This is a genomic window from Plesiocystis pacifica SIR-1 (assembly GCF_000170895.1).
Lineage (GTDB): Bacteria > Myxococcota_A > Polyangia > Nannocystales > Nannocystaceae > Plesiocystis > Plesiocystis pacifica.
In genome coordinates this window covers 171,720-190,816 of record NZ_ABCS01000001.1, presented here as the reverse complement: position 1 = coordinate 190,816, position 19,097 = coordinate 171,720, and the positions used below count along the sequence as shown (strand labels likewise).

The window sequence follows — 19,097 nt, the reverse complement described above, 5'->3', positions numbered from 1 at the left end:
CAGCTCGCGGCCCAAAGTCGCCACCAGGACCCTCACAGATGGTCCTCACGACCGTTTGAGCTCTGTCGGCGGAAGTCGAGTGATGAACATTTTCGTCCATCAACGCGACCGGAACCATCAATCCGCACGGTCTCCATTTCTTCGCCGTCCGCGTATGATGCGATGGTGATGCTTCACTTCGATCGCTCCGCCCTGTCCCGGCGCGAGGCAAGCCCCCGCGCCCTTCGTCCCCTCGTTCTCGTGTCCGCCTTTGGGCTGTTCGCAGGCTGCTACGCCGAGGCCGATGAGAACGACACCGGCACCGAGACCTTCGGGGCGGACGACGTCGGCGACGACATGGGCACGGAGTCCGTGGGCGGCGGCGAGGCCATCGAGATCGATCCTGCGAACATGATCGACGATCTCGAGGACTGCGACGACGCGATCATCGAGCAGGGCGGCCGCGGCGGGTCCTGGTACAGCTACAACGACGCCAGCGGCGGCACTCAGACGCCCAGCGGGACCCAGACCCCGGCCTCGGGCGGCGTCACCGACAGCGACATGTGCCAGGCCATGACCTCCGGCGGCGGCTTCTCCGAGTGGGGCGCCGGGATCGGCTTCGACTTCGTCAACGATGGGGTCGCGGCCAAGATGCCCTACGACGCCAGCGAGTTCACCGGCGTCGCCTTTTGGGCCAAGGGCAGCGTCACCGACCTGCGCGTCAACCTGCTGATCCCCGACGTCCTGCCCGAGGCCGAGGGCGGCACCTGCGTGCCGAGCTCGCCCGACGCCGGCGACTGCTCCGACGCCCACGGCGTCGCCATCGCGCTGACCGAGGAGTGGCAGCAGTTCCAGATCGACTTCGACATGGTCACCCAGCAAGGCTGGGGCCAGGCCGCCGCCTTCGACCCCGCCCGGCTCATGTCCATGCACTGGTACATCCCCCAGGACCAGGACTTCGAGCTCGCCCTCGACGACATCGGGCTCTACTGATGCACCCGAGCCTCCGCGCATCCACGCTGGCCCTCGCCCTGCTCGCCAGCGCCGCCCTCGGTGCCTGCGACAAGGGCGGCGCCGCGTCCCTGCCCCCCGCAGACCCCAGCTGCACCGACGCCGCCGACATCGAGGACGCCGAGAACGTCGACGATCAGATCATCGTCCAGGAGGGCCGCAACGGCTACCTCTACACCTACCGGGACGAGAACGGCACGACCATGGAGCAGGCCGGCGACAGCTACACGCCCGAGTGGGGCGGAGCCCAGCGCTCCCGCGCGGCCTTGCGGATCAGCGGTCAGCTCGCCCAGGGAGAGGTCTACGCCGGCATCGGCCTGGGCCTGACCGAGTCCGGGCCCTACGACGCCTCGGGCTACACCGGCATCTCCTTCATGGCCCGCCGCGGCAAGGGCGAGGGCCTCGCCCAGTCCGTCCGCGTCAAGCTCCCCGACGGCAACACCGACCCCGGCGGTGGGGTCTGCAGCGAGTGCTACAACGACTTCGGCATCGACTTCGCGGTGACCGAGGAGTGGACCCGGTACACGGTCAACTTCGCGGACCTGCGCCAAGAGGGCGGCTGGGGCGACCCGACCCCGGCCAACCTGGACCCGACCAAGCTGTTCGGGATTCAGTTCCAGGTCAGCGCCTCGGGCAAGGCCTACGACCTGTGGATCGACGACGTGACCTTCATCGGTTGCGGCGGCTGACTCAGCCCATCAGCCGGGTCACCAGCCACCACAGCCCGAGCAGGGCCACGATCACACCCGCGCCAACCCGGACGCGGGTGTAGATGCTTTCCCGCCCCTCGCCCCGAGCCCACAGCACCAGGGGAAAGAGCGGCAGCACGATCGCCAGCTGCCCGAGCTCCACGCCGACGTTGAAGCCCAGCAGCGGGGCCACGAGCTCGCCCCCGCCCATGCCCAGCTCGGCCAGGGCCCCGCCGAAGCCCAGGCCGTGGATCAGGCCGAAGCCGAAGGTCAGCCCGGGCCGCGCCTCGGGCTCGGTGCGGACCACGTTCTCGACGGCGACGAAGATGATCGTCGCGGCGATGGCCGGCTCGACCAGGCGCGGGGAGACCATGATCAGCTCGAGGGCGACGGCCGCGAGGGTCAGGCTGTGGGCGACGGTGAACGAGGTGACGACGATGCCGAGCTCTCGCCAGTCGCGGACGACGAGCAGCAAGGTGAGCACGAACAGGATGTGGTCGAAGCCGCCGAAGATGTGGACGACGCCCATCTTCAAGAAGGCGAAGAAGCCCGCGGCCTCGGCCTGCTCGGGCTCGGCGTCCGCTTCGGCGGGCTCGGGCTCGGCGGGCTCGGGCTCACTCGCCGGCCCGACGCCCTCGGTGCGCTTGGGCGGCGCGGCCTTGCGCCCTGGCCCCGCGAAGGCCCCCGGCGGGGGCCGGGCCAGGCGCACGCCTCCCTCGGTGTCGAAGCTGGGCAAGACATTCCCCTGGCGCAGGCGATCGAGGTGAATGGTCGCCTCTCGCTCGCCGCCCGTGAAGAAGTAGCGCTCCGTCGCGCGGATGTGCCGGAAGGTCCCGATGATCTGGTGCGGGCTCTCCTCGTCCACGAACAGGCCCGAGCGGATCTGCACGACCTCGAGGGGCGCGCCGCACTCGTAGCGCACGTCGAGCTGCAGCTTGTCGAGGCGCTTGGAGAACTGCAGGCGCGTGGGCGCCTCCCGGGCGCAGGGCGAGGCCCCCTTCCCCTCCCCGCTCGCCAAAGCAAATTTCTCGTCGACGTAGCCCAAGATGGTGTCCCGGCCCTCGGCGAGGGCTTCCTTGGACGCGGGCTTTTGCTCGGGCGCGTGGGCGTCGAAGAGCTCGAGCAGCGCGAGGGCGTCGATGCGAAAGCGAAACTGGACGCCAGACGCGTCCGTCTCGGCCTCGAAGGAGCTCGCCGCGAAGGGGTGGGCCTGGCTCGGCGCCGGCCACAGCAGGCCCACACACACCACCAACAGGGCCAGCGCCCGCATCACCGTCGCAGGGGCACACGAGGCGATGAACCGGGCGCGAGGCTGGATGTGTTGGGTGTCCACCGAAGGCGCGTCCTCCGACGATGGTTCTAATAGAGCTCGATGTCGTCGACCCAAATCTCGAAGGTCGACGCGGTGTTGGCCACGCCCCAGTCGATGGCCTGGAGCTTGCCCAGGGCCAGGGCGTTCAGGCCCGTCGTGTCGCCCCAGGTCGGGACGTTGAACATCGAGAAGGGCACCTCGACGGTGGTCCAGTCCGCCGGCACGTCGAGCTGCAGGTTGAAGTGCCCGCCCATGCCGTCGAGGTCGCCGCCGAACACCTGGGTCTGGGTCTCGGCCGTGACCATGCTGAGGATGACCTTGCCGTTGAGCTCGTCGGGGGTCGAGACGTTGCCGCGGATGCGAAAGCGCAGACCCGTATAGGCCGACGCGTCGTAGCAGGTGCCGGCCCCGTTGCCGCCGAGGAAGGCCAGGGTCAGCCCGGACCAGGCGTCGAGGGCGTCGCCGGCGTAGCGCAGCACCCCGTTGCCGCCGTCGTCGACGATGCCGACCTCGACGTTCTGCGGGTACCACGACCAGCTGCCGTCGCGGCCGTCGCCCTGGGCCGGGTTGGGCAGGATCTGCAGCTCCTCGGGCGGACGCTCGAGGTCGTCCATGAGCCCCGGCGAGCCGCTACCGACGACGGTCTGGATGTCGCAGACGGAGTCGGCCGGGGACGGCTTGGCCGGCGGGGGAGCCCCCTCGCCCACGCCCAGACCCTCGCTCGCGCAGCCCGAGAGCTCGACGCTGCCCTGGGTCGGATCGGCCGTGACCGCGAAGGTGTTGGCGCCGATCTTGCGCACGCGCACCGGCTCGCCGCCCTGGGTGGCCTCGAGGCCCGGCACGTCGTTGGCCGTGCTGATGACCACGGAGATCGGCGTGGCGAACTGGGTGCACTCCGGGTCGGAGGTGTCGTAGGTGATGGTCGTGCCCGAGACCGAGGCGCCGCAGGCCGTGCGGGCGTGGCGGTAGCGGATGACGTCGGAGGGGTTGGCCGTCCACACCATGTTGTGGCGGTGGGCCTGGATCAGGAAGTCGAGGTGGTCCTCGTAGACCGACAGCGGCACCGGGCCGAAGCCCTCGTTGGTCGGCAGGTTGTTGACGTCGTCGCTGAGCGTGACCGAGTGGAACTCGCGCACGGCCCAGGTCCCGGTCTCGATGGCGTTCCACACGTGGACCGAGAGGATGTCGACGGGGTAGTAGCTCGCGTACTTCGAGTAGGTCCGCGGCCACACGTCGAACTCGATCTCGAGGTCGTTGCTGGGCTCTTGGGGGTTCAGCGGCGGGTTGTCGAAGCCGTCGTTGTCGTCGCGGCTGCCCGCGCGCGCGCCGATGTGCCCCGCCGCGCCCACGGCCGCGAGGGTCTCGTCGTTCCAGTAGTCGAAGGGGAAGATGTAGAAGGTGACGGGCTCCTCGAGGTTCGCGTCGAACTCGGTCTTGGCCCCCGCCACCTCCGTCGCCGTGTTCTCGACCGAGACCTGCGGGTGGTTGTAGGAGTGGTTGGCGATCTCGTGGCCGTCGTCCTGGGCGCTCTGGACGACGCTCCACAGGCTCGCGCTGGCGCAGGCGTCGACGAAGGGCCCGAGCGCCGCCGTCAGCCCGCGCTCGTTGAGGGCCGGGACCGCGAGATCGTGGATGCCAGCCAGGGCCGGGCCGCACATGTCGTCGTGGATCATCGAGTAGGCCGCGTCGGCGTCGTCGCGCCAGGTCGCGATGTACTGGAAGCTGATCGCGCCGGGCTCCTCGGCGCCCTCGCACTCCCCGGTCTCGCCGTCGTCGATGCCCTCTTCGGGGCCGTCGTCGGCGTCGTCGCCGACCTCGTCGTTGCCCGCGGTCGTGTCGATGTCGCCGCCGGCGGTGCCGTCGTCACCGCCGCCGTTGCTGCACGCCGCGAGGCTGAGGCCCGCGAGGATCGCGAGCAGAGCTTGTTGGGGACCGTGGGTTCGTTTCATCGTGCTCCTACCAATAAATGCTGGCCATGATGGCAAAGACGTTCTCATCGGGGGGCGCCAGCGGGGCCCCACGATAGGAGTCCTCGGCGCTGCCGAGGGCCCCATAACCCTCGCCCTGAATGGAGGCGGAGGGCGGCTGAACGCACTGCAGCGGGTCGGCGACCGCACCACAATCACGCTCGGCGTAAATATACCGCGAATACTGGATGGTGATCGTCTCGTGGGCGATCCAATCCGTACGGAATTCGAGGCGCGGAGACAGCACGCTCCAGGTCTGCTGGCGCACCTGGTTGTTGGGCATGACCTGGTCGAACTTCGCGCCGATGCCCATGTAGGGCAGCACCTCGGCCATCAAGTCCGCGCCGAACTTCATCTTGCGCACGCCGTTGGTCGCGTCCACGTCGCTGTTCACGAAGTTCATCATTCCGTACAGGGCGAGCTTGACGTCCCAGCCTTCGCCCCAAAAGCCGTCCTCGCCCGCGATGATCTCGTGGAGCGAGTGGTTGGTCTGGAACATGATGGTCTGGATCGAGCCCGTGCCCTCGGAGTCCCGGATGAGGTAGCCCTCGGCGTCCCGGCGGTAATCGAAGTAGTTCCCGATCAGGCCCAGGTCGTAGTAGCCGCCGCCAAAGGAGTGCAGCACCTCGACGCTCGGGCCGACGACCCGGGCGGTCTTCAAGTTCGCGTAGGAGTAGCCCAGGTACCAGTAGCCCCCGCGGCCAAAGTCCAGGCGCAGGTCCGGGCCGAAGATCTGCACGTTGCCGTCGGGCAGGTCCGGGTCGAGGGACTCGTCGTGGGCCTCGGACTGGGCGAAGGCGACGATGTGGTGCAGGCCGAGGTCGACCTTGTCCTTCCACGCCATGCCGACGTGGTGGTGGGCCGTGAGCGTGAACCGGGCGGAGTTGAAGATGTTCGGGTCGAGGGGGGTCCCGCCGAAGCCGTGATCGACGGTGAAGCGGAAGTCCCGGAAGGGGATGTCGACGCCGATGGACTCGCCGAGGTAGCGGGTGCGGCCGAAGATGTAGGTCTCGTAGGCGCCCTGGTCGTGCTTGCCGGCCATGCCGTAGCGGTTGTCGTGGCCGCCGATCTTCACGCGCAGCTGCACCGGCGAGCGCCGCAGCTTGGGCGTGATCGACACGAAGGCCTGACCCACGCCGAGCTGGGCGTTGGGGTTGCCGTAGCTGACGTCCGAGAAGTTCCAGGCCTGGAGGGCGACCACGGCCTTGGCGACGTCGTTGCCGTAGCCGAGGTAGAGCTCGGCCCAGCTGCGCTTGGCGTGGGCCGTGTGCTGCCAGCCGAGGTACTGGTCGTCGGGGATGATCGGCGCGTGGAAGGTCGTCCGCGCCTGGCCGACCTGCGGGTCCGCGCGCCTGCCCATGCCAAAGCGCAAGGGCGCGCTGACGAAGCCGTGGAAGTCCATGCGCCAGCCGTCGTTGGACACCTCCGGGCCGCCGATGGTGGTGATCCGGGTGTTGTGGGCCGACACGCCGGCGCCTCCCCGGGACTCCTCGGGCGCGGCCGGTGCCTGGACCGCGGCCGCCGGGGCGGCGGGCGGCTCTTCGGCGGGCGCCGTGCCGGCCGTCGAGGCGGCGCTGGCCTCGGTCGTCACGCTCGTCGGCGCGGGCGAGGGCTCGGGCGGCGGAGGAGACGCCTCCACGGCAGCGTCCCCTTCGGTCGGGGCCGCCGGTGCCTCTACGGCCGCCTCTGCCCCCTCGGGCACCTCCGCCGCCACGCCTGCGCTGGGCTCGGGGGCGTCGGCTCCCTCGGGAGCCGGGCCCATCAACGACAGGGTACCCAGGGTGGTCAATGCGAGCGCGAGCATGGAATTCACGCCGTTCCCGGGGTGGGGACCGGCTCTTCATCATTGCGCACTCTCGGCGCACCCCATGTTCAATTCCTACCAAGAGAGCGGCCCTTTTCTCCGGGCTTGGCGTGCGCTCTTGGCTTCACTCGGCGGCGTCTTCGAGCAGCTTCGCGCGGCGTCGCGCGTAGCTCTCGTCGTCGATCTCACCGGCTCGATGCAGCTCGTCGAGGAGCTCGAGACGCGCGGCCGCTTCGGGGCTGAGCGCCGGCTCGGGGGCAGCTTCGCCGACCTTCTCGGGCCCTGCTTCATGGCCCAATTCGCTAGCCGCGATGCGCAGGTGCATGGGTTGGCGCTTGCCCTCGACCTCGATGAGCTCGGCGCCCTCGGGCGGCACCAGCCGGACCCGCCGGGAGCGTCGCTCGGTCGGGTCGGCGTTGGCCCGCGGCGTCTCCCCCTCGAGCTCCCCGACACGATCGAAGACCAGCTCGAGGCCGCCCGCGCGCCAAAAGGCGACCCCCCGCGTGTGCCGCTGGGTCGGGATGTACATCGGCAGCGAAGGATCGCGCTCATCCCAGCGCACCCAAAAGCGCACGCGCTCTTCGGGCCCCGCCTCGCTCAACCCGGCGACGATGCCCTCGGCCACCAGCGACGCCCGCGGGCACGGCCACGCCGACTCCACCGGGCGCTCCGCCGCGACCACGAAGCGATCGATGTAGGCCAGGGCGCACAGCTGCTCGCCGAGGGCCTCGGCGTCGAGGGCCGGCTTCAGAGGGTGATCGCCAGCGAACTCGGGGTTGCGCTCGAGCTGGACGATCACGCCGGTGTCGCGGACGAGCTCGGCGGACTTCTTCCACCGCGCCTTGTCGCAGCCGCTCGCCGAGGCGAGCGTCGCCGCCAAGAGGATCGCCGCTGCCCTGAGCCCGCGCATGCTCGGGTAGGCTAGCTCCTTTTTGCCGCTCACTCGATCGGCGGAGCCACGGTCGCGTTGAGGGCGAAGCCCGTCATGTCCGAGTAGGTGTAGGCCCCGACCAGGCCCGAGAAGATCTGGTACTCGCCCGTCTCCGGGTCGATCTTGTAGGCCTCGGTGCCGTCCGAGGGCCCCACGTCCGCCCGCGCCACGCCCCACACGTAGCCCTCGAAGTCGATGCTGATGCCGTGGGCGTGGTCGGGGATCTCGTACATGACGATGGGCTCGAGGGTCTCGCCGTCGATGGCCACGACCCCAAAGCCGCTGCCGACGGAGGTCAGCACGGAGGCCCACAGCCGGCCCTCGCCGTCGACCATGCAGCCGCCCTGATCCACCTCGGTCAGCCCGGGGAAGTTCCAGTCCCACGCGCCCGTGGTCGCCCACGTCCCGGTCTCGGGATCGAAGCGGCCGATGAAGGCCTCGCAGCTCCACGGGCGGCCCTTGCTGTCGACGGTGATGCCGTAGGACCAGTGGTCCTTGGGCCACTGGTCGTAGCTCATGTCGGCGATGTTGACCCGGACGATGACGCCCTGCTCGCCGTGGCTCGTGAACCAAAAGTTGCTGTCGCGGTCGACGGCGCCGCCGTAGGCCCGGTAGGGCCAGCCCGACGAGCCCGGCGCGTTGATGCCCACGGTGACCATGGACTCGATCGCCCCGGTCTCGCCGTTGAGCAGCATGACGTCGACGCCCGCGTTCGCCTCGTTGTCGCCGGTGACCCAGACCTTCTCGTTGGTGATCGACTCGCCGTTTTCTGGATCGCCCTCGCCGCGGGTCCACGCCACGGCCCGCTGGCTCGTGTAGTCCATGGGCACGTACCAGGCGATGCACTCGTCCTCGCCCCAGGGGAGGATGTCGGTCTGCCCCGTCGAGGTGTCGATCTCGCCGTTCATGTTGGCGTCGACGCAGTCCTCGACCTTGCCGTAGATCTTGGTGATGCCGCCTTCGCGGTTGGCGACGGCCATGTTGCCCGTGAGGCTGACCGAGGTCCGCGAGGGGCTGCCGACGCCGTCGGGGCGGGTGATGTAGCGGCCCAGCTCCTCCATGGTCTGGGTGTCGATCTTCGACACCGTGCCCTGGTTGGAGTTGGCGATCCAGATCTGCCCAGACTCCCCCTCTGGGGGCGGATCGTCGGGGATGTCGAGCTTGGGCCCGGTCTCGCCGTCGTCGCCCTGCTCGTCGTCGTCCATGCTGGTGGCGTCGTCGTCGGCCTCGTCGAGGTTGCCGACGACGTCGTTGCCCGGGCCCTTGCCCTCCTCCTCGGCCCCACCACCCGCGCAGCCGAGCGCCGAGCTCAGCACGATGAGGGTCAACAATCCCTTGGACATTTTTTCACCTCGCTTCATCACACAATCCCCGCAGCCTGATGAGCTTAGGGAGCGCACGGACCGCGAAGATGGCCAAAATCAATCAAAGTCATGGCGACGCGCAGCGGCGTGGAGAGGCTCGGAGCGCCGCTCCATTCTCGCCATCGATTTGAACAATCCTGATCATTGGCCCCTCGACGGCGTGCCGACCATGCTTCGATGAGTTCGAGCCGGTCGCGTCGCTGTCGAGCCTTGGGAACCCCCGCCCTCGCCTGCCTCGCCCTCGCCTGCTCGGACGCGCGCTCGGGGGGCGACGACGAGGCGGGCACGGCCGTCACCAGCTTCTCGACGGAAGACGACGACGGCTCGACCGGGGAGGACGGCAGCGGCACCGCGGGGGTGCTCGACATGGGCCCCGGGACGACCAGCGGCGGCGGCGACGGGGGCAGCACCGATCCCCAGACCTGCGCCGCGGCGGCCCTCAACAAGACCTACGTCGGCTGCGAGTTCTGGCCCACGGTCACCTACAACCCGGTCTACAGCAACTTCGACTTCGCCGCCGTGGTCGCCAACGCGAGCGGCACCGAGGCCGAGATCACCGTCGAGCGCGAGGGCGAGGTGCTCGCCATGGCCACGGTCCCCCCCGGCGGCCTCGAGACCATCGCCCTGCCCTGGATCGCCGAGCTCAAGGGCCCCGACTTCGCCGCCGACACCACCGGGCCGCGGCCCAGCGAGTCCGCGCGCGTCGACGGGGGCGCCTACCGCCTGAGCGCCTCCGTGCCCGTGACGGTCTGGCAGTTCAACCCGCTGCAATACGAAGACGACGTCGCCGACTGCTCCGTGGTCCAGGACATCGGCCTGGGCTCGAGCTGCCTGTCGGTCAGCAACGACGCCGCCCTGCTCATCCCCAGCGCCGCGATGACCGAGAACTACCGGGTGTTCACCCAGGCGTCTACGCGCGGGACCGTCGGGGGCTACGACGACGTGCCGAGCAGCGTGGCGATCACCGCGACCGAGGACGGCACCACCGTGACCGTGCAGCTCAACGACGGCGCCCAGGTCATCGCCGGGCCCGGGGTGAGCGCGATCCCCATGGGCGGCGTGGCCGAGTTCGCCATGGACGCGGGCGACGTGGTCCAGCTCCTCGGCCAGCCCGGCATGTGGTGGGGCGACGCGCACAGCGACCTGAGCGGCAGCCTGGTCACGGCCGACAAGCCCATCCAGGTCATCGGCGTCGTCGGGCTGACCACCGTCCCCAGCCCCGAGGTCGCGGGCCAGGGCTACGCCGACCACCTCGAGGAGACCATCCTGCCCGCCGAGGTGCTCGGGGCCCACTACGTCATCGCCCCGCCGACCTCGGCCAAGGGCGAGAACATCGGCCACTTCGTGCGCTTTTACGGCAACTTCGACGGCACCGCGCTGACCTACGTCGGCGACAAGCCGGCCGGCGCCCCCGACAGCCTCGAGTCCGGTCAGGTCGTCCAGTTCGAGACCAACGCCAGCTTCGAGGTCACGGGCAGCGAGTCCTTCGCCATCGGCATGTTCGGCCGGGGCGGCCAGGTGCACACGCCCAGCGAGGTCCCGACCTCCGGCGATCCGGCCTTCAGCCTCGCCGTCGCCGTGCCCCAGTTCCGCAGCAAGTACATCTTCCTCGCGCCCGTCGACTACATCTCGAGCTACGCCGACATCATCATGCCCGCGGGCACCGTCGCGGGCCTCGACGGCGGGCCGCTGACCGCCCCGGAAGAGCCCATCCCCGGGACGAACTGGGTCGTCGTCCGCGAGCCCCTCGGCCCCGGCAACGACGGCGCCCACGTGCTCGAGACCCAGGCCGCCGAGGGCAGCGATCCCGCCGAGGTCGGCGTGCAGGTCATGGGCTACGGCCACGCGACGGCCTACATGTACCCCGGCGGGCTCAACCTCGAGGTCATCTCCGAGGTCCCGCAGATTCCCTGATCTGCCGGCCTCCGCCAAACCAACAACCATCACGGCCCCGCCAAACCAACGACCCGCCAGGGTCGGGCAAGGGGAGGGAGGCTCGGGACGGGTCCGCCCGGCCCGAGGGAGAGGCGCGCGCCCCCCTCCATCAAAGATAGCAATCTGATTGAAACCCCGCGGCCAAGCCGCGGGCTTTCAATCAGATATCGAGCTCGTCCGCGTCGGCCGCACGCTCCATGATGAACTGGTAACGCATCGACGCGTCCTTGCCCATCAGGTCGTGGATGACCCGATCCGTCGCCAGCTCGTCCTCGATGCCCACCCGAATCAGCTGCCGCTTCTTCGGATCCAAGGTCGTATCCCGCAGCGTCTTGGGCATCATCTCGCCCAGACCCTTGAAGCGCTGGATCTCGGGCTTGCCCCGCTTGATGCCGGCCAGGATCCGCTGCAGGTGAGCGTCGTCCGCCGCCCAGTGGGTCTCCTTGCCCACGTCGACGCGGAACAGCGGCGGCTGGGCCAGGTACACGTGGCCCTTGCGGATGAGCTCGGGCATGTACTTGTAGAAGAAGGTCAGCAGCAAGGTGGCGATGTGGTGGCCGTCGGAGTCCGCGTCCATCAGCAGGATGACCCGGTGGTAGCGCAGGCCCTCGATGTTGAAGTCCTTGCCGATGCCGCAGCCGAGGGCCTTGACGATGTTGCCGAGCTCCTCGTTCTTCATCACCCGGGCGACGCTGGCCTGGGCCGCGTTGAGCACCTTGCCGCGCAGGGGCAGGATGGCCTGGGTGTTGCGGTTGCGGCCCATCTTGGCCGAGCCGCCGGCGGAGTCGCCCTCGACGATGAACAGCTCGCACTTGGCGGGGTTGTTGTTGGCGCAGTCGGCCAGCTTGCCGGGCAGCCCGATCTTGCTGACCTGGCCGGCGTTCTTGCGCGAGACCGAGTTGGCCGCGGCCCGGGAGGCGGCGCGGGCCCGGGCCGCGAGCACGATGCGCGCGACGATGGCGTCGCCGATGCTGCGGTTCTCGTGCAGCCACTGCTCGAGCACCGGGGCGATGGCGCCCTCGACCTGGGTGGCGACCTCGGGGTTGTTGAGCCGGTTCTTGGTCTGGCTCTGGAACTGGGGCTCGAGCACGTAGGTGCTCAGCAGCGCGATGAGGCCCTCGCGGATGTCCTCGAGGGCGATGCTGACCCCCTTGGGCGCGAGCTTGTGGGCGTCGATGTAGGCGCGGATGGCCTTGCCCAGGGCGTTGCGCAGGCCCTTTTCGTGGGTCCCGCCGTCGGGCGTGGGCACGCCGTTGACGTAGGACGCCACCAGGCTCTCCGTGGCTTCGGTCCAGGCCAGCGCGACCTCGAGCTTGGGCTCCTCGCTGCGCTCGAGATAAAAGCGGCCCTTGTGCACGGCCGCCTTGCCGCGCACGGCGATCAGCTTGTCGAGGTACTCGGCGATGCCGTCGGCGTGGTGAAAGACCTCCGACTTGCCCGTGGACTCGTCGGTGAAGGTGATCTTGAGCCCCTTGTGCAGGTAGCTCTTGGCCTCGATGCGCCCGCGCAGGACGTCCGGGTCGAGGGTCGCCTTTTGCCCGAACATCTCCGGGTCGGGGCGCAGGAACACCTCCGTGCCCGTGCCGCGGACCTTGCCCCGGCGGCTCATCCGGCCCTCTTGCACGCCGCGGTTGAAGATGACCTCGTGCAGCTTGCCGTCGCGCTTGACCCGGACCTCGAGGCGCTCGGCGAGGGCGTTGGCCACCGCCGCGCCCACGCCGTGCAGGCCGCCCGAGTGCTTGTAGCTCTCGCCGTCGAACTTGCCGCCCGCGCCGAGCTGGGTGAACACCGCGACCACGGCGGGGACCTTGAGCTCGGGGTGCTTGTCCACGGGGATGCCGCGGCCGTCGTCGGAGATGGTGATCCCCCGGCGGTCGGCCTCGAGGGTCACCTTGATCTGGCTGGCGTGGCCGTTGATGACCTCGTCGACGGAGTTGTCGAGGATCTCCCACACGATGTGGTGCAGGCCCTCCTTGTTGACCCCGCCGATGTACATGCCCGGGCGGGCGCGGACGTGGTCGATGTTCTGCAGCAGCTGGATTGACTCCGCGCCGTAGCTCTTGCCCTTCGCCGTCGTGCTCTTCTTCTTGGCCATTGAAAACCTCCAGCGCCCTCAGTGAATCAACGCGAGTATCCCAGCGCGGCCAGGCGCTCCGCGCCGGCCTCGAAGTCGGGCGTCTCGGGCGGGGGCAGGCTGACCGCCTTGACGCTCCCGCGCTTCATCAGCGGGCGGCCCTTGCCGCCGCGGTTGGTGACCGTCGCCTTGCCCTTGACGACCTTGATGGTGCCGCCCGAAGACTTCTTGATCTCGGCGCTGACGCTGGTCTTCCACACCGCGACCACGCCGTCCTTGTCGTCGGTCTTGATCAGCGTGACGCCGCGACCGGGCCCCGCGAGCAGGTTGACGTCCATGACGTTGCAGCACAGCAGCTTGCCCTTTTGGGTCAGCGCGCACACGTCGTCGTCTCCCCAGACCTGGAACACCTCGACGAACTCGTCGCCGGCCTTGGTCTTGCCGTACAGCCGGCCGCTGCGCGTGCTCGGCTCGCGGTGCGGCCACAGGGTGAAGCGCAGGGCCATGCCGCCCCGGGTCACGGCCAGGAAGTGCGGGTAGGGGTCCTCGAACTCTTCGCCGAGCTCGGGCTTCTCGGCCTCGGCGAACTCGAGCATGAAGCGCGGGTCCGTGGTCGTGACCGAGATGACCTTCTCGCCGTCCTTGAACTTGAACAATTTTTGGACCGGCGTGCCGTGGCCCGAGGACGCGGGCACGTCGTTGACGCGGATGACGTAGGCCGAGCCGCGGTTGGAGAACAGCACCACGCAGTCCCGGGTGCTGCCGCCGACCAGGGCCAGGGGCGCGTCGCCCTCGCGCATGCGCGTGGTCTCGAGGTTGACGTTGCGCTGGCGCTTGATCCACCCGTCGCGGGTCACGAGCACCATCGCGTCCTCCTCGACGATGAAGGACTCGGCCGAGAACTCCTCGGTCAGGTCCTCGGCGTCGATGCGCGTGCGTCGGCGATCGGCGTACTCCCCAGACAGGGCCTGGAGCTCGTCGCGGACCACCCCCCACAGCTTCTTCTTGCTCTTGAGGATGGCGCGGATGCGCTTGGCCTGCTTGCGCTTGTCGGCCAGCTCCTCCTCGATCTTGAGGATCTCGAGCTTGGCGAGCTTGTAGAGCCGGGTCTCGAGGACGGCGTCGGCCTGGATGTCGCTGAGCTCGAAGGCCTTGATCAATTTTTTGGCCGCGTCGGCCTTGCCCTCGCTGCGCCGGATGATGCGGATGGCCTTGTCGAGGTCGTTGAAGATGAGCTCGAAGCCCTCGAGGATGTGGATGCGCTCCTCGAGCTTGCGCAGCTCGTACTCGAAGCGCCGGCGCACGGTCTGCAGCCGAAAGTCGAGGAAGTAGCGGAGGATCGACTTGAGGTCGAGGCGCGCCGGGGCCGAGACCTCCGGGTTGTCCGTGGGCGTCAGCACCGTCAGGTCGAGCTTGACCGTGGTCTGCAAGCGCGTGTGCTTGAACAGGTAGGCCATGACCAGCTCGGGGTCGACCTCGGACTTGGGGTCGAGCTCGAGCTCGACGCGGATGTCCTCGGTGCTCAGATCCTGCACGCCGATGACGACGGGCAGCTTCTTGGACAGGATGACCTGGCCGATCTCCTCGACGAGGCTGCTCTTTTGCACGCCCCAGGGGATCTCGGTGATGACCACGCGGGGGTTCTCGACCACCCGCTTGCGGCCCTGCTTGGTCTCCTTGCCCTCCTGGTACTTCCAGCTCCCGCGCAGCTTGAAGGTGCCCTTGCCGGTCTCGTAGGCCGCGCGCAGCTCCTTGCGCTCGGCGACCAGCTGGCCGCCGGTGGGGAAGTCCGGGCCCTTGATCTTGCCCATGACCTTGGCCACGGACGCGTCCGGCTCGTCGATGAGCAGCAAGCAGGCGCGGATGACCTCGCCGAGGTTGTGCGGCGGGATGGACGTGGCCATGCCGACGGCGATGCCCGTGGTCCCGTTGACCAACAGCTGGGGGAAGCGGGCCGGGAGCACGATGGGCTCGCGCCCGGTGCCGTCGTAGGTCGGGCGGAACTCGACGGTGTCGCGCTTGATCTCGGTGATCAGCTCGGCGGCGAGCTTCGAGAGCTTGGCCTCGGTGTAGCGGTAGGCCGCCGCCGAGTCCCCGTCGATGGAGCCGAAGTTGCCCTGCCCGTCGACCAGCGGCATGCGCATGTTGAAGGCCTGGGCCATGCGCACCATGGCGTCGTAGACCGCCGAGTCGCCGTGGGGGTGGTACTTGCCGATGACGTCGCCGACGACCTTGGCGCTCTTGCGGTGGCGCGCGTCGAAGGTCAGGCGCAGGTCCTCGAACATCGTGAACAGGATGCGGCGCTGCACCGGCTTGAGGCCGTCGCGGACGTCGGGGATGGCCCGCGAGGTGATGACGCTCAGCGCATAGTTGAGGTACTTGCGGCGCGCGTGCTCGGCGAGGTCGCCGTCGACGATGCCGGCGCTCCCGCCCCCGCCCTGCCCCGCGGGCGGGGCTTCGTCGCCCGAGGCCTTGCGGCGAGCGGTGGTGACGGGGTGCGAGGTGGCGGGCTCGGGCGAGCGGTCGTGGGGCTCGGTCTGGGACATCTGCGGAAAGCGCTTTGATTCCGGGAAGTTGGCCAAAAATGGCGAAATTTGACGGCCAGGGTACACACTGGCCGATCCGCGTCAAACTTTCAGTGAATGCCACGCCCGCGGGACCCACGCCTGGGGCCGTGGAGCCAGCGGAGCGGGCCCTGGACGCTCAATCGTCGTCGACGAGCGCTTGCTCGGACCCGACGCCGGTCTCCGGGCTCTCCGCGGTCGGCGCAGGCGCCTCGGGAGGGGGTGACTCCTGGGTCACGAGCTCCTCTGGCGCGACCTCGGGCTCCGCCGCGGCCTCGGGATCTGCCGCAGCATCGGGCTCTGCCGCGGCCTCGGGCTCTTCCGCGGCATCGGGCTCTGCCGGGCTCGGCTCGGGATCCGGAGTCGCCTCGGGCTCTGCTGCAGTCTCAGCTTCCAAAGCGGTCTGTGGGGCTGCTTCGGGCTCCGCGGCAGGCTCGGGGCTCGACTCAGCCTCCGGAGCAGGCTCGGGCGAAGCCTCGAACTCGGTCTCCTCCCCGCCAAAGCTGTGCTCGGTGAGCTCGGACTCGTGCTCGGGATGCTGCTCGCGCTCGCTCGCGGGCTCGTCCTGGGGGCCGGCGTCGAACAGCTCGACCTCCGTGGCCATGCCGGCGTCGGGGCGCGGGAGAGGTTGCTCGGAGGGTGCCCCGGGCTCCGACGACGGCGCCGGCTCGACGTCCACCGCCGGCTCGGGCTCTTCCACGTCTCCTGCAGGCTCGGCCTCCTCGACTGGCTCCGCCTCCTCGACAGATTCAGCCTCCTCAGCTTCCTCGGCAGCCTCTACCTCCTCGGCAGCCTCCACCTCCTCGACAGATTCAGCCTCCTCGGCAGCCTCCGCCTCCTCGACTGGCTCCGCCTCTTCCGCGGGCTCGGCCTCCTCGACTGGCTCCGCCTCCTCGACTGGCTCCGCCTCCTCTTCAGGCTCCGCCTCGACAGATTCAGCCTCCTTTGCGACCTCGGCCTCCTCTTCAGGCTCGTCGTCGTCCTCGACTGATTCAGCCTCCTTTGCGACCTCGGCCTCCTCTTCAGGCTCGTCCTCGTCCTCGACTGATTCAGCCTCCTTTGCGACCTCGGCCTCCTCTTCAGGCTCGTCGTCGTCCTCGTCCTCGTCCTCCGACTCGCCCTCGAGCTCCAGACGCGGGACCAGGTCGTCCTCGCCGTAGTCGTCCGCGACCTCGCCCAGGGGCTCTTCCGCGGCCTCCTCGACCGCGCCCTCCCCTTCCTCGCCGTCCTCGTCCGGCTCGTCCTCACCGACGAGACCCGCCGCGCTCGGCACGAGCTCGCGCAGCGCCGCCGGCAGGGCCTCCTCGAGGCTCATGAAGGCCTCCAGGGCGGCGTGGGCGAGCTCGGCGGTCCCCCGCTCGAGGGCGGCGTTGGCCTCCCGCGCCCACTGCTCCAGGCTGGTCTTGAGCAGGTCGTCGACGCCGCTCTTGGGGTCGCTCGTCCAGGCTTCGACCAGCCGCAGCCGCTCGCGGACCTGCCCGACGAGGGCGACGCTGCGCTCGCGCTCGGCCGCCTCGAGGGCCCGGTCTCGAGCCTCGCGGCGGTAGCGGAGCACCGCCCGCTCGCTCAAACCCACGCGCCACAGCCGACGCAGGCGCGGCTCGGCGCCGGTCCGGGCGTGGATCCGGCCGCTGGCGTCGACCTCGAGGTAGAGCTCGACCCGGCGGGCCTCCCCCGCCTCCAGGCGCAGGTGCATCGCCGTGTCGGCCTGGGCCTCCCCCTGCGCGAGGGAGAAGCGGAGCACCCCGCCCGCGCTGCGGATCGAGTCGGTCAGATCAAGAGACCGGCGCACGGGCAAGGCCGCGCCCTGCTCGACGAGCCGGCGCGGGGCGTAGGCGTCCATCGGGGCGCCGTCGAGGTCCAGCCGGCGCAGCCACAGGTCGTGGCTGGCGACCTCGACGAGGGCGAGCTTGGGCCGCCGCTGACCCCGGCGGTGGGCCTCGAGGGCCAGCCCGCGCGCGATGAAGTCGTCGTCGAGGCCGGGGTTGCCCAGCTCGGTCTCGGGCACCCGACCAAAGCGCGCCTCGAGGTGGTCTTGAATCACCGGCACCCGGCTGGTCCCGCCGACCATCACCAGCGCGTCGAGGCGGTCCGCCTCCTCGCCCGCGTCGGCGAGCACGCTCGCGGCCAGCTCCCCGACGGCCTCGACCTGGTCGCGGATCAGCCGCTCGAAGGTGTCCCGCTCGAGGGTCACGGCGAGGTGCTTGGGGCCGCTCGCGTCGGCGAACAGGTAGGGCAGGTTGATGTCGTAGGCGTCCTCGTCGGTCAGGGCGATCTTGGCCTTCTCGGCCACGTCGCGCATGCGCGCCCGGACCGTCGGGTCCCCGGACAGGTCAATCTCGTTGGCGTCCTCGAACACGCCCAGGAGCCACTCGACGACGCGCTCGTCGAGCTCCTCTCCGCCGACCTCGAGCTCGCTGCGCGACGCGAGGATCTCGACGCCTTCGGGGCTCAGGCGGGCGAGGGCGGCGTCGAAGCTGCCCGCGCCGAGGTCGAGGATGGCCACGAGCTGCTCCGTCGGCGCGGGCTCGTCCTCCTCGGGGGCCTCGGCCTCGGCGTCCTCCCCCCCGGACTCGACCTCGCCATCCTCCGAAGCCTCCTCGGACTCGGACTCTCCAGATTCTTCGCCTTCCGACTCCTTCGCGTCCGCCTCGTCCGGAGCTTCCGCCTCCGGGAGCATGCTCGCCAGGGTCTCGGCCAGGTCCGCCATACCCAGCGCGCCCTGCCCCTCGCGCTCGAGGGTCCACCACCCAAGGGCCGCCGCGCTGGTCCCGTGGACGAGCTCGACCCCGGGCAACCCGGCGATCTCCAGGGCGTGGGTGATGGCCCGGCGCCGCGCGTCGCTGGACCCAGGCGGCACCGAGACCAAAGTGCGCTCGACGCTCAGCCCGCGCTCGTGGCTGACCTTGGCGAGCATGGTCGCGAGCAAGACCGCGAGCAGGCGCGGGATCGGCCAACGCTCCCCGGACAATACGTAATGCAGATCGCCGCCCGGTCCGCGGACCACCGGAACACCCCGGTGCAAGTCGTCGCTGACCTCGGCGAGCTCGCAGCGCGTCCCGGCCATGCGCGGCGCGGCGAACACCTGCGCGCGCGGCTCGGTGATCGCCAGGCGGCGCGCCGCGTCGCCGAACACCAGGCGCTCGCCGTCGAGGCCGATCACCGTCGGGAGCGTGCCGCCGAAGTCCGCCCAGTCGAGCACCTCGGGCCGGCCGTCGATGACCAGGGCGGCCCGACAGCGCGAGCTCCCCAGATCGACGACGAGGACGGGTTCGGGGACGGAGGGCTTGGGTGTCTTGCGCGCGGCCATGACGAGAGGCCCCGCAGACTACGAAGGGGGCGATCCCTGTCAAGGACTCGGGCCCGACGTACCCGCCAAAATCGCCGCGTTGGCGGCTGTTTTGTGGTTCTGTACCCCGGACCGCCCTCCCTGGCGACCCGGGATCTCGCGAGGCTTCGGCCTCCCT

At 69.8% G+C, this 19,097-nt stretch carries 11 protein-coding genes; 3 read left to right on the top strand and 8 right to left on the bottom strand.

From position 1 onward, the window contains the following. Positions 1–240 precede the first annotated feature (240 nt). Both PPSIR1_RS00710 and PPSIR1_RS00705 read left to right on the top strand, forming a co-directional pair. Entirely contained in the window at positions 241–972 is a 732-nt protein-coding gene (locus PPSIR1_RS00710; RefSeq protein WP_157595077.1) for a CIA30 family protein, read from the top strand. Beyond that, complete coding sequence (locus PPSIR1_RS00705) at positions 972–1,679, top strand: hypothetical protein (RefSeq protein ID WP_006969038.1); 708 nt, start codon at positions 972–974, stop codon at positions 1,677–1,679. The genes PPSIR1_RS00710 and PPSIR1_RS00705 overlap by 1 nt, the downstream gene beginning before the upstream one ends. 1 nt (position 1,680) lies before the next feature. Here PPSIR1_RS00705 and PPSIR1_RS41475 read toward each other — a convergent pair whose 3' ends face one another. From PPSIR1_RS41475 to PPSIR1_RS00680, 5 genes are all read right to left on the bottom strand, one after another. Continuing rightward, positions 1,681–3,012 (bottom strand): HupE/UreJ family protein, encoded by a 1,332-nt coding sequence (locus PPSIR1_RS41475; RefSeq protein ID WP_157595076.1) that lies wholly within the window; start codon positions 3,010–3,012, stop codon positions 1,681–1,683. A 26-nt stretch (positions 3,013–3,038) separates the two neighbouring features. Then, a complete protein-coding gene (locus PPSIR1_RS00695; RefSeq protein WP_006969036.1) occupies positions 3,039–4,940 on the bottom strand; it encodes a polysaccharide deacetylase family protein in 1,902 nt (633 codons plus the stop codon). A 7-nt stretch (positions 4,941–4,947) separates the two neighbouring features. After that, complete coding sequence (locus tag PPSIR1_RS00690; protein WP_157595075.1) at positions 4,948–6,720, bottom strand: hypothetical protein; 1,773 nt, start codon at positions 6,718–6,720, stop codon at positions 4,948–4,950. Between the two features lie 166 nt (positions 6,721–6,886). Further along, positions 6,887–7,672 (bottom strand): SHOCT domain-containing protein, encoded by a 786-nt coding sequence (locus PPSIR1_RS00685; protein ID WP_157595074.1) that lies wholly within the window; start codon positions 7,670–7,672, stop codon positions 6,887–6,889. A gap of 29 nt (positions 7,673–7,701) precedes the next feature. Then, a complete protein-coding gene (locus PPSIR1_RS00680; protein WP_157595073.1) occupies positions 7,702–9,036 on the bottom strand; it encodes an NHL repeat-containing protein in 1,335 nt (444 codons plus the stop codon). Between the two features lie 231 nt (positions 9,037–9,267). Here PPSIR1_RS00680 and PPSIR1_RS00675 point away from each other — a divergent pair, with 231 nt between their 5' ends. Further along, positions 9,268–10,971: an IgGFc-binding protein gene (locus PPSIR1_RS00675; protein WP_006969032.1), complete on the top strand. Its 1,704-nt coding sequence runs from the start codon at positions 9,268–9,270 to the stop codon at positions 10,969–10,971. A 181-nt stretch (positions 10,972–11,152) separates the two neighbouring features. Here the strand turns inward: PPSIR1_RS00675 and PPSIR1_RS00670 are convergent, their stop codons facing one another. The 3 genes from PPSIR1_RS00670 to PPSIR1_RS00660 all read right to left on the bottom strand — a co-directional run bounded on the left by PPSIR1_RS00670 (position 11,153) and on the right by PPSIR1_RS00660 (position 18,940). Further along, positions 11,153–13,087, bottom strand: a complete 1,935-nt coding sequence (locus PPSIR1_RS00670; RefSeq protein ID WP_006969031.1) for a DNA gyrase/topoisomerase IV subunit B — start codon at positions 13,085–13,087, stop codon at positions 11,153–11,155. 26 nt (positions 13,088–13,113) lie between these two features. After that, the gene (locus tag PPSIR1_RS00665) at positions 13,114–15,612 is read right to left on the bottom strand and encodes a DNA gyrase/topoisomerase IV subunit A (RefSeq protein WP_006969030.1); all 2,499 of its coding nucleotides are present in this window, start codon (positions 15,610–15,612) and stop codon (positions 13,114–13,116) included. Positions 15,613–15,769: 157 nt separating this feature from the next. Continuing rightward, positions 15,770–18,940, bottom strand: a complete 3,171-nt coding sequence (locus tag PPSIR1_RS00660; RefSeq protein WP_006969029.1) for an Hsp70 family protein — start codon at positions 18,938–18,940, stop codon at positions 15,770–15,772. Between the last annotated feature and the right edge of the window lie 157 nt (positions 18,941–19,097).

Bases quoted from the DNA above. Each gene is read 5' to 3' on its own strand.
- PPSIR1_RS00705 (WP_006969038.1), top strand. From the start codon at position 972: ATGCACCCGAGCCTCCGCGCATCCACGCTGGCCCTCGCCCTGCTCGCC.
- PPSIR1_RS00690 (WP_157595075.1), bottom strand. From the start codon at position 6,720: ATGGGCCCGGCTCCCGAGGGAGCCGACGCCCCCGAGCCCAGCGCAGGC.
- PPSIR1_RS00665 (WP_006969030.1), bottom strand. From the start codon at position 15,612: ATGTCCCAGACCGAGCCCCACGACCGCTCGCCCGAGCCCGCCACCTCG.
- PPSIR1_RS00660 (WP_006969029.1), bottom strand. From the start codon at position 18,940: ATGGCCGCGCGCAAGACACCCAAGCCCTCCGTCCCCGAACCCGTCCTC.
- PPSIR1_RS00680 (WP_157595073.1), bottom strand. From the start codon at position 9,036: ATGTCCAAGGGATTGTTGACCCTCATCGTGCTGAGCTCGGCGCTCGGC.
- PPSIR1_RS00695 (WP_006969036.1), bottom strand. From the start codon at position 4,940: ATGAAACGAACCCACGGTCCCCAACAAGCTCTGCTCGCGATCCTCGCG.
- PPSIR1_RS00685 (WP_157595074.1), bottom strand. From the start codon at position 7,672: ATGCGCGGGCTCAGGGCAGCGGCGATCCTCTTGGCGGCGACGCTCGCC.
- PPSIR1_RS00670 (WP_006969031.1), bottom strand. From the start codon at position 13,087: ATGGCCAAGAAGAAGAGCACGACGGCGAAGGGCAAGAGCTACGGCGCG.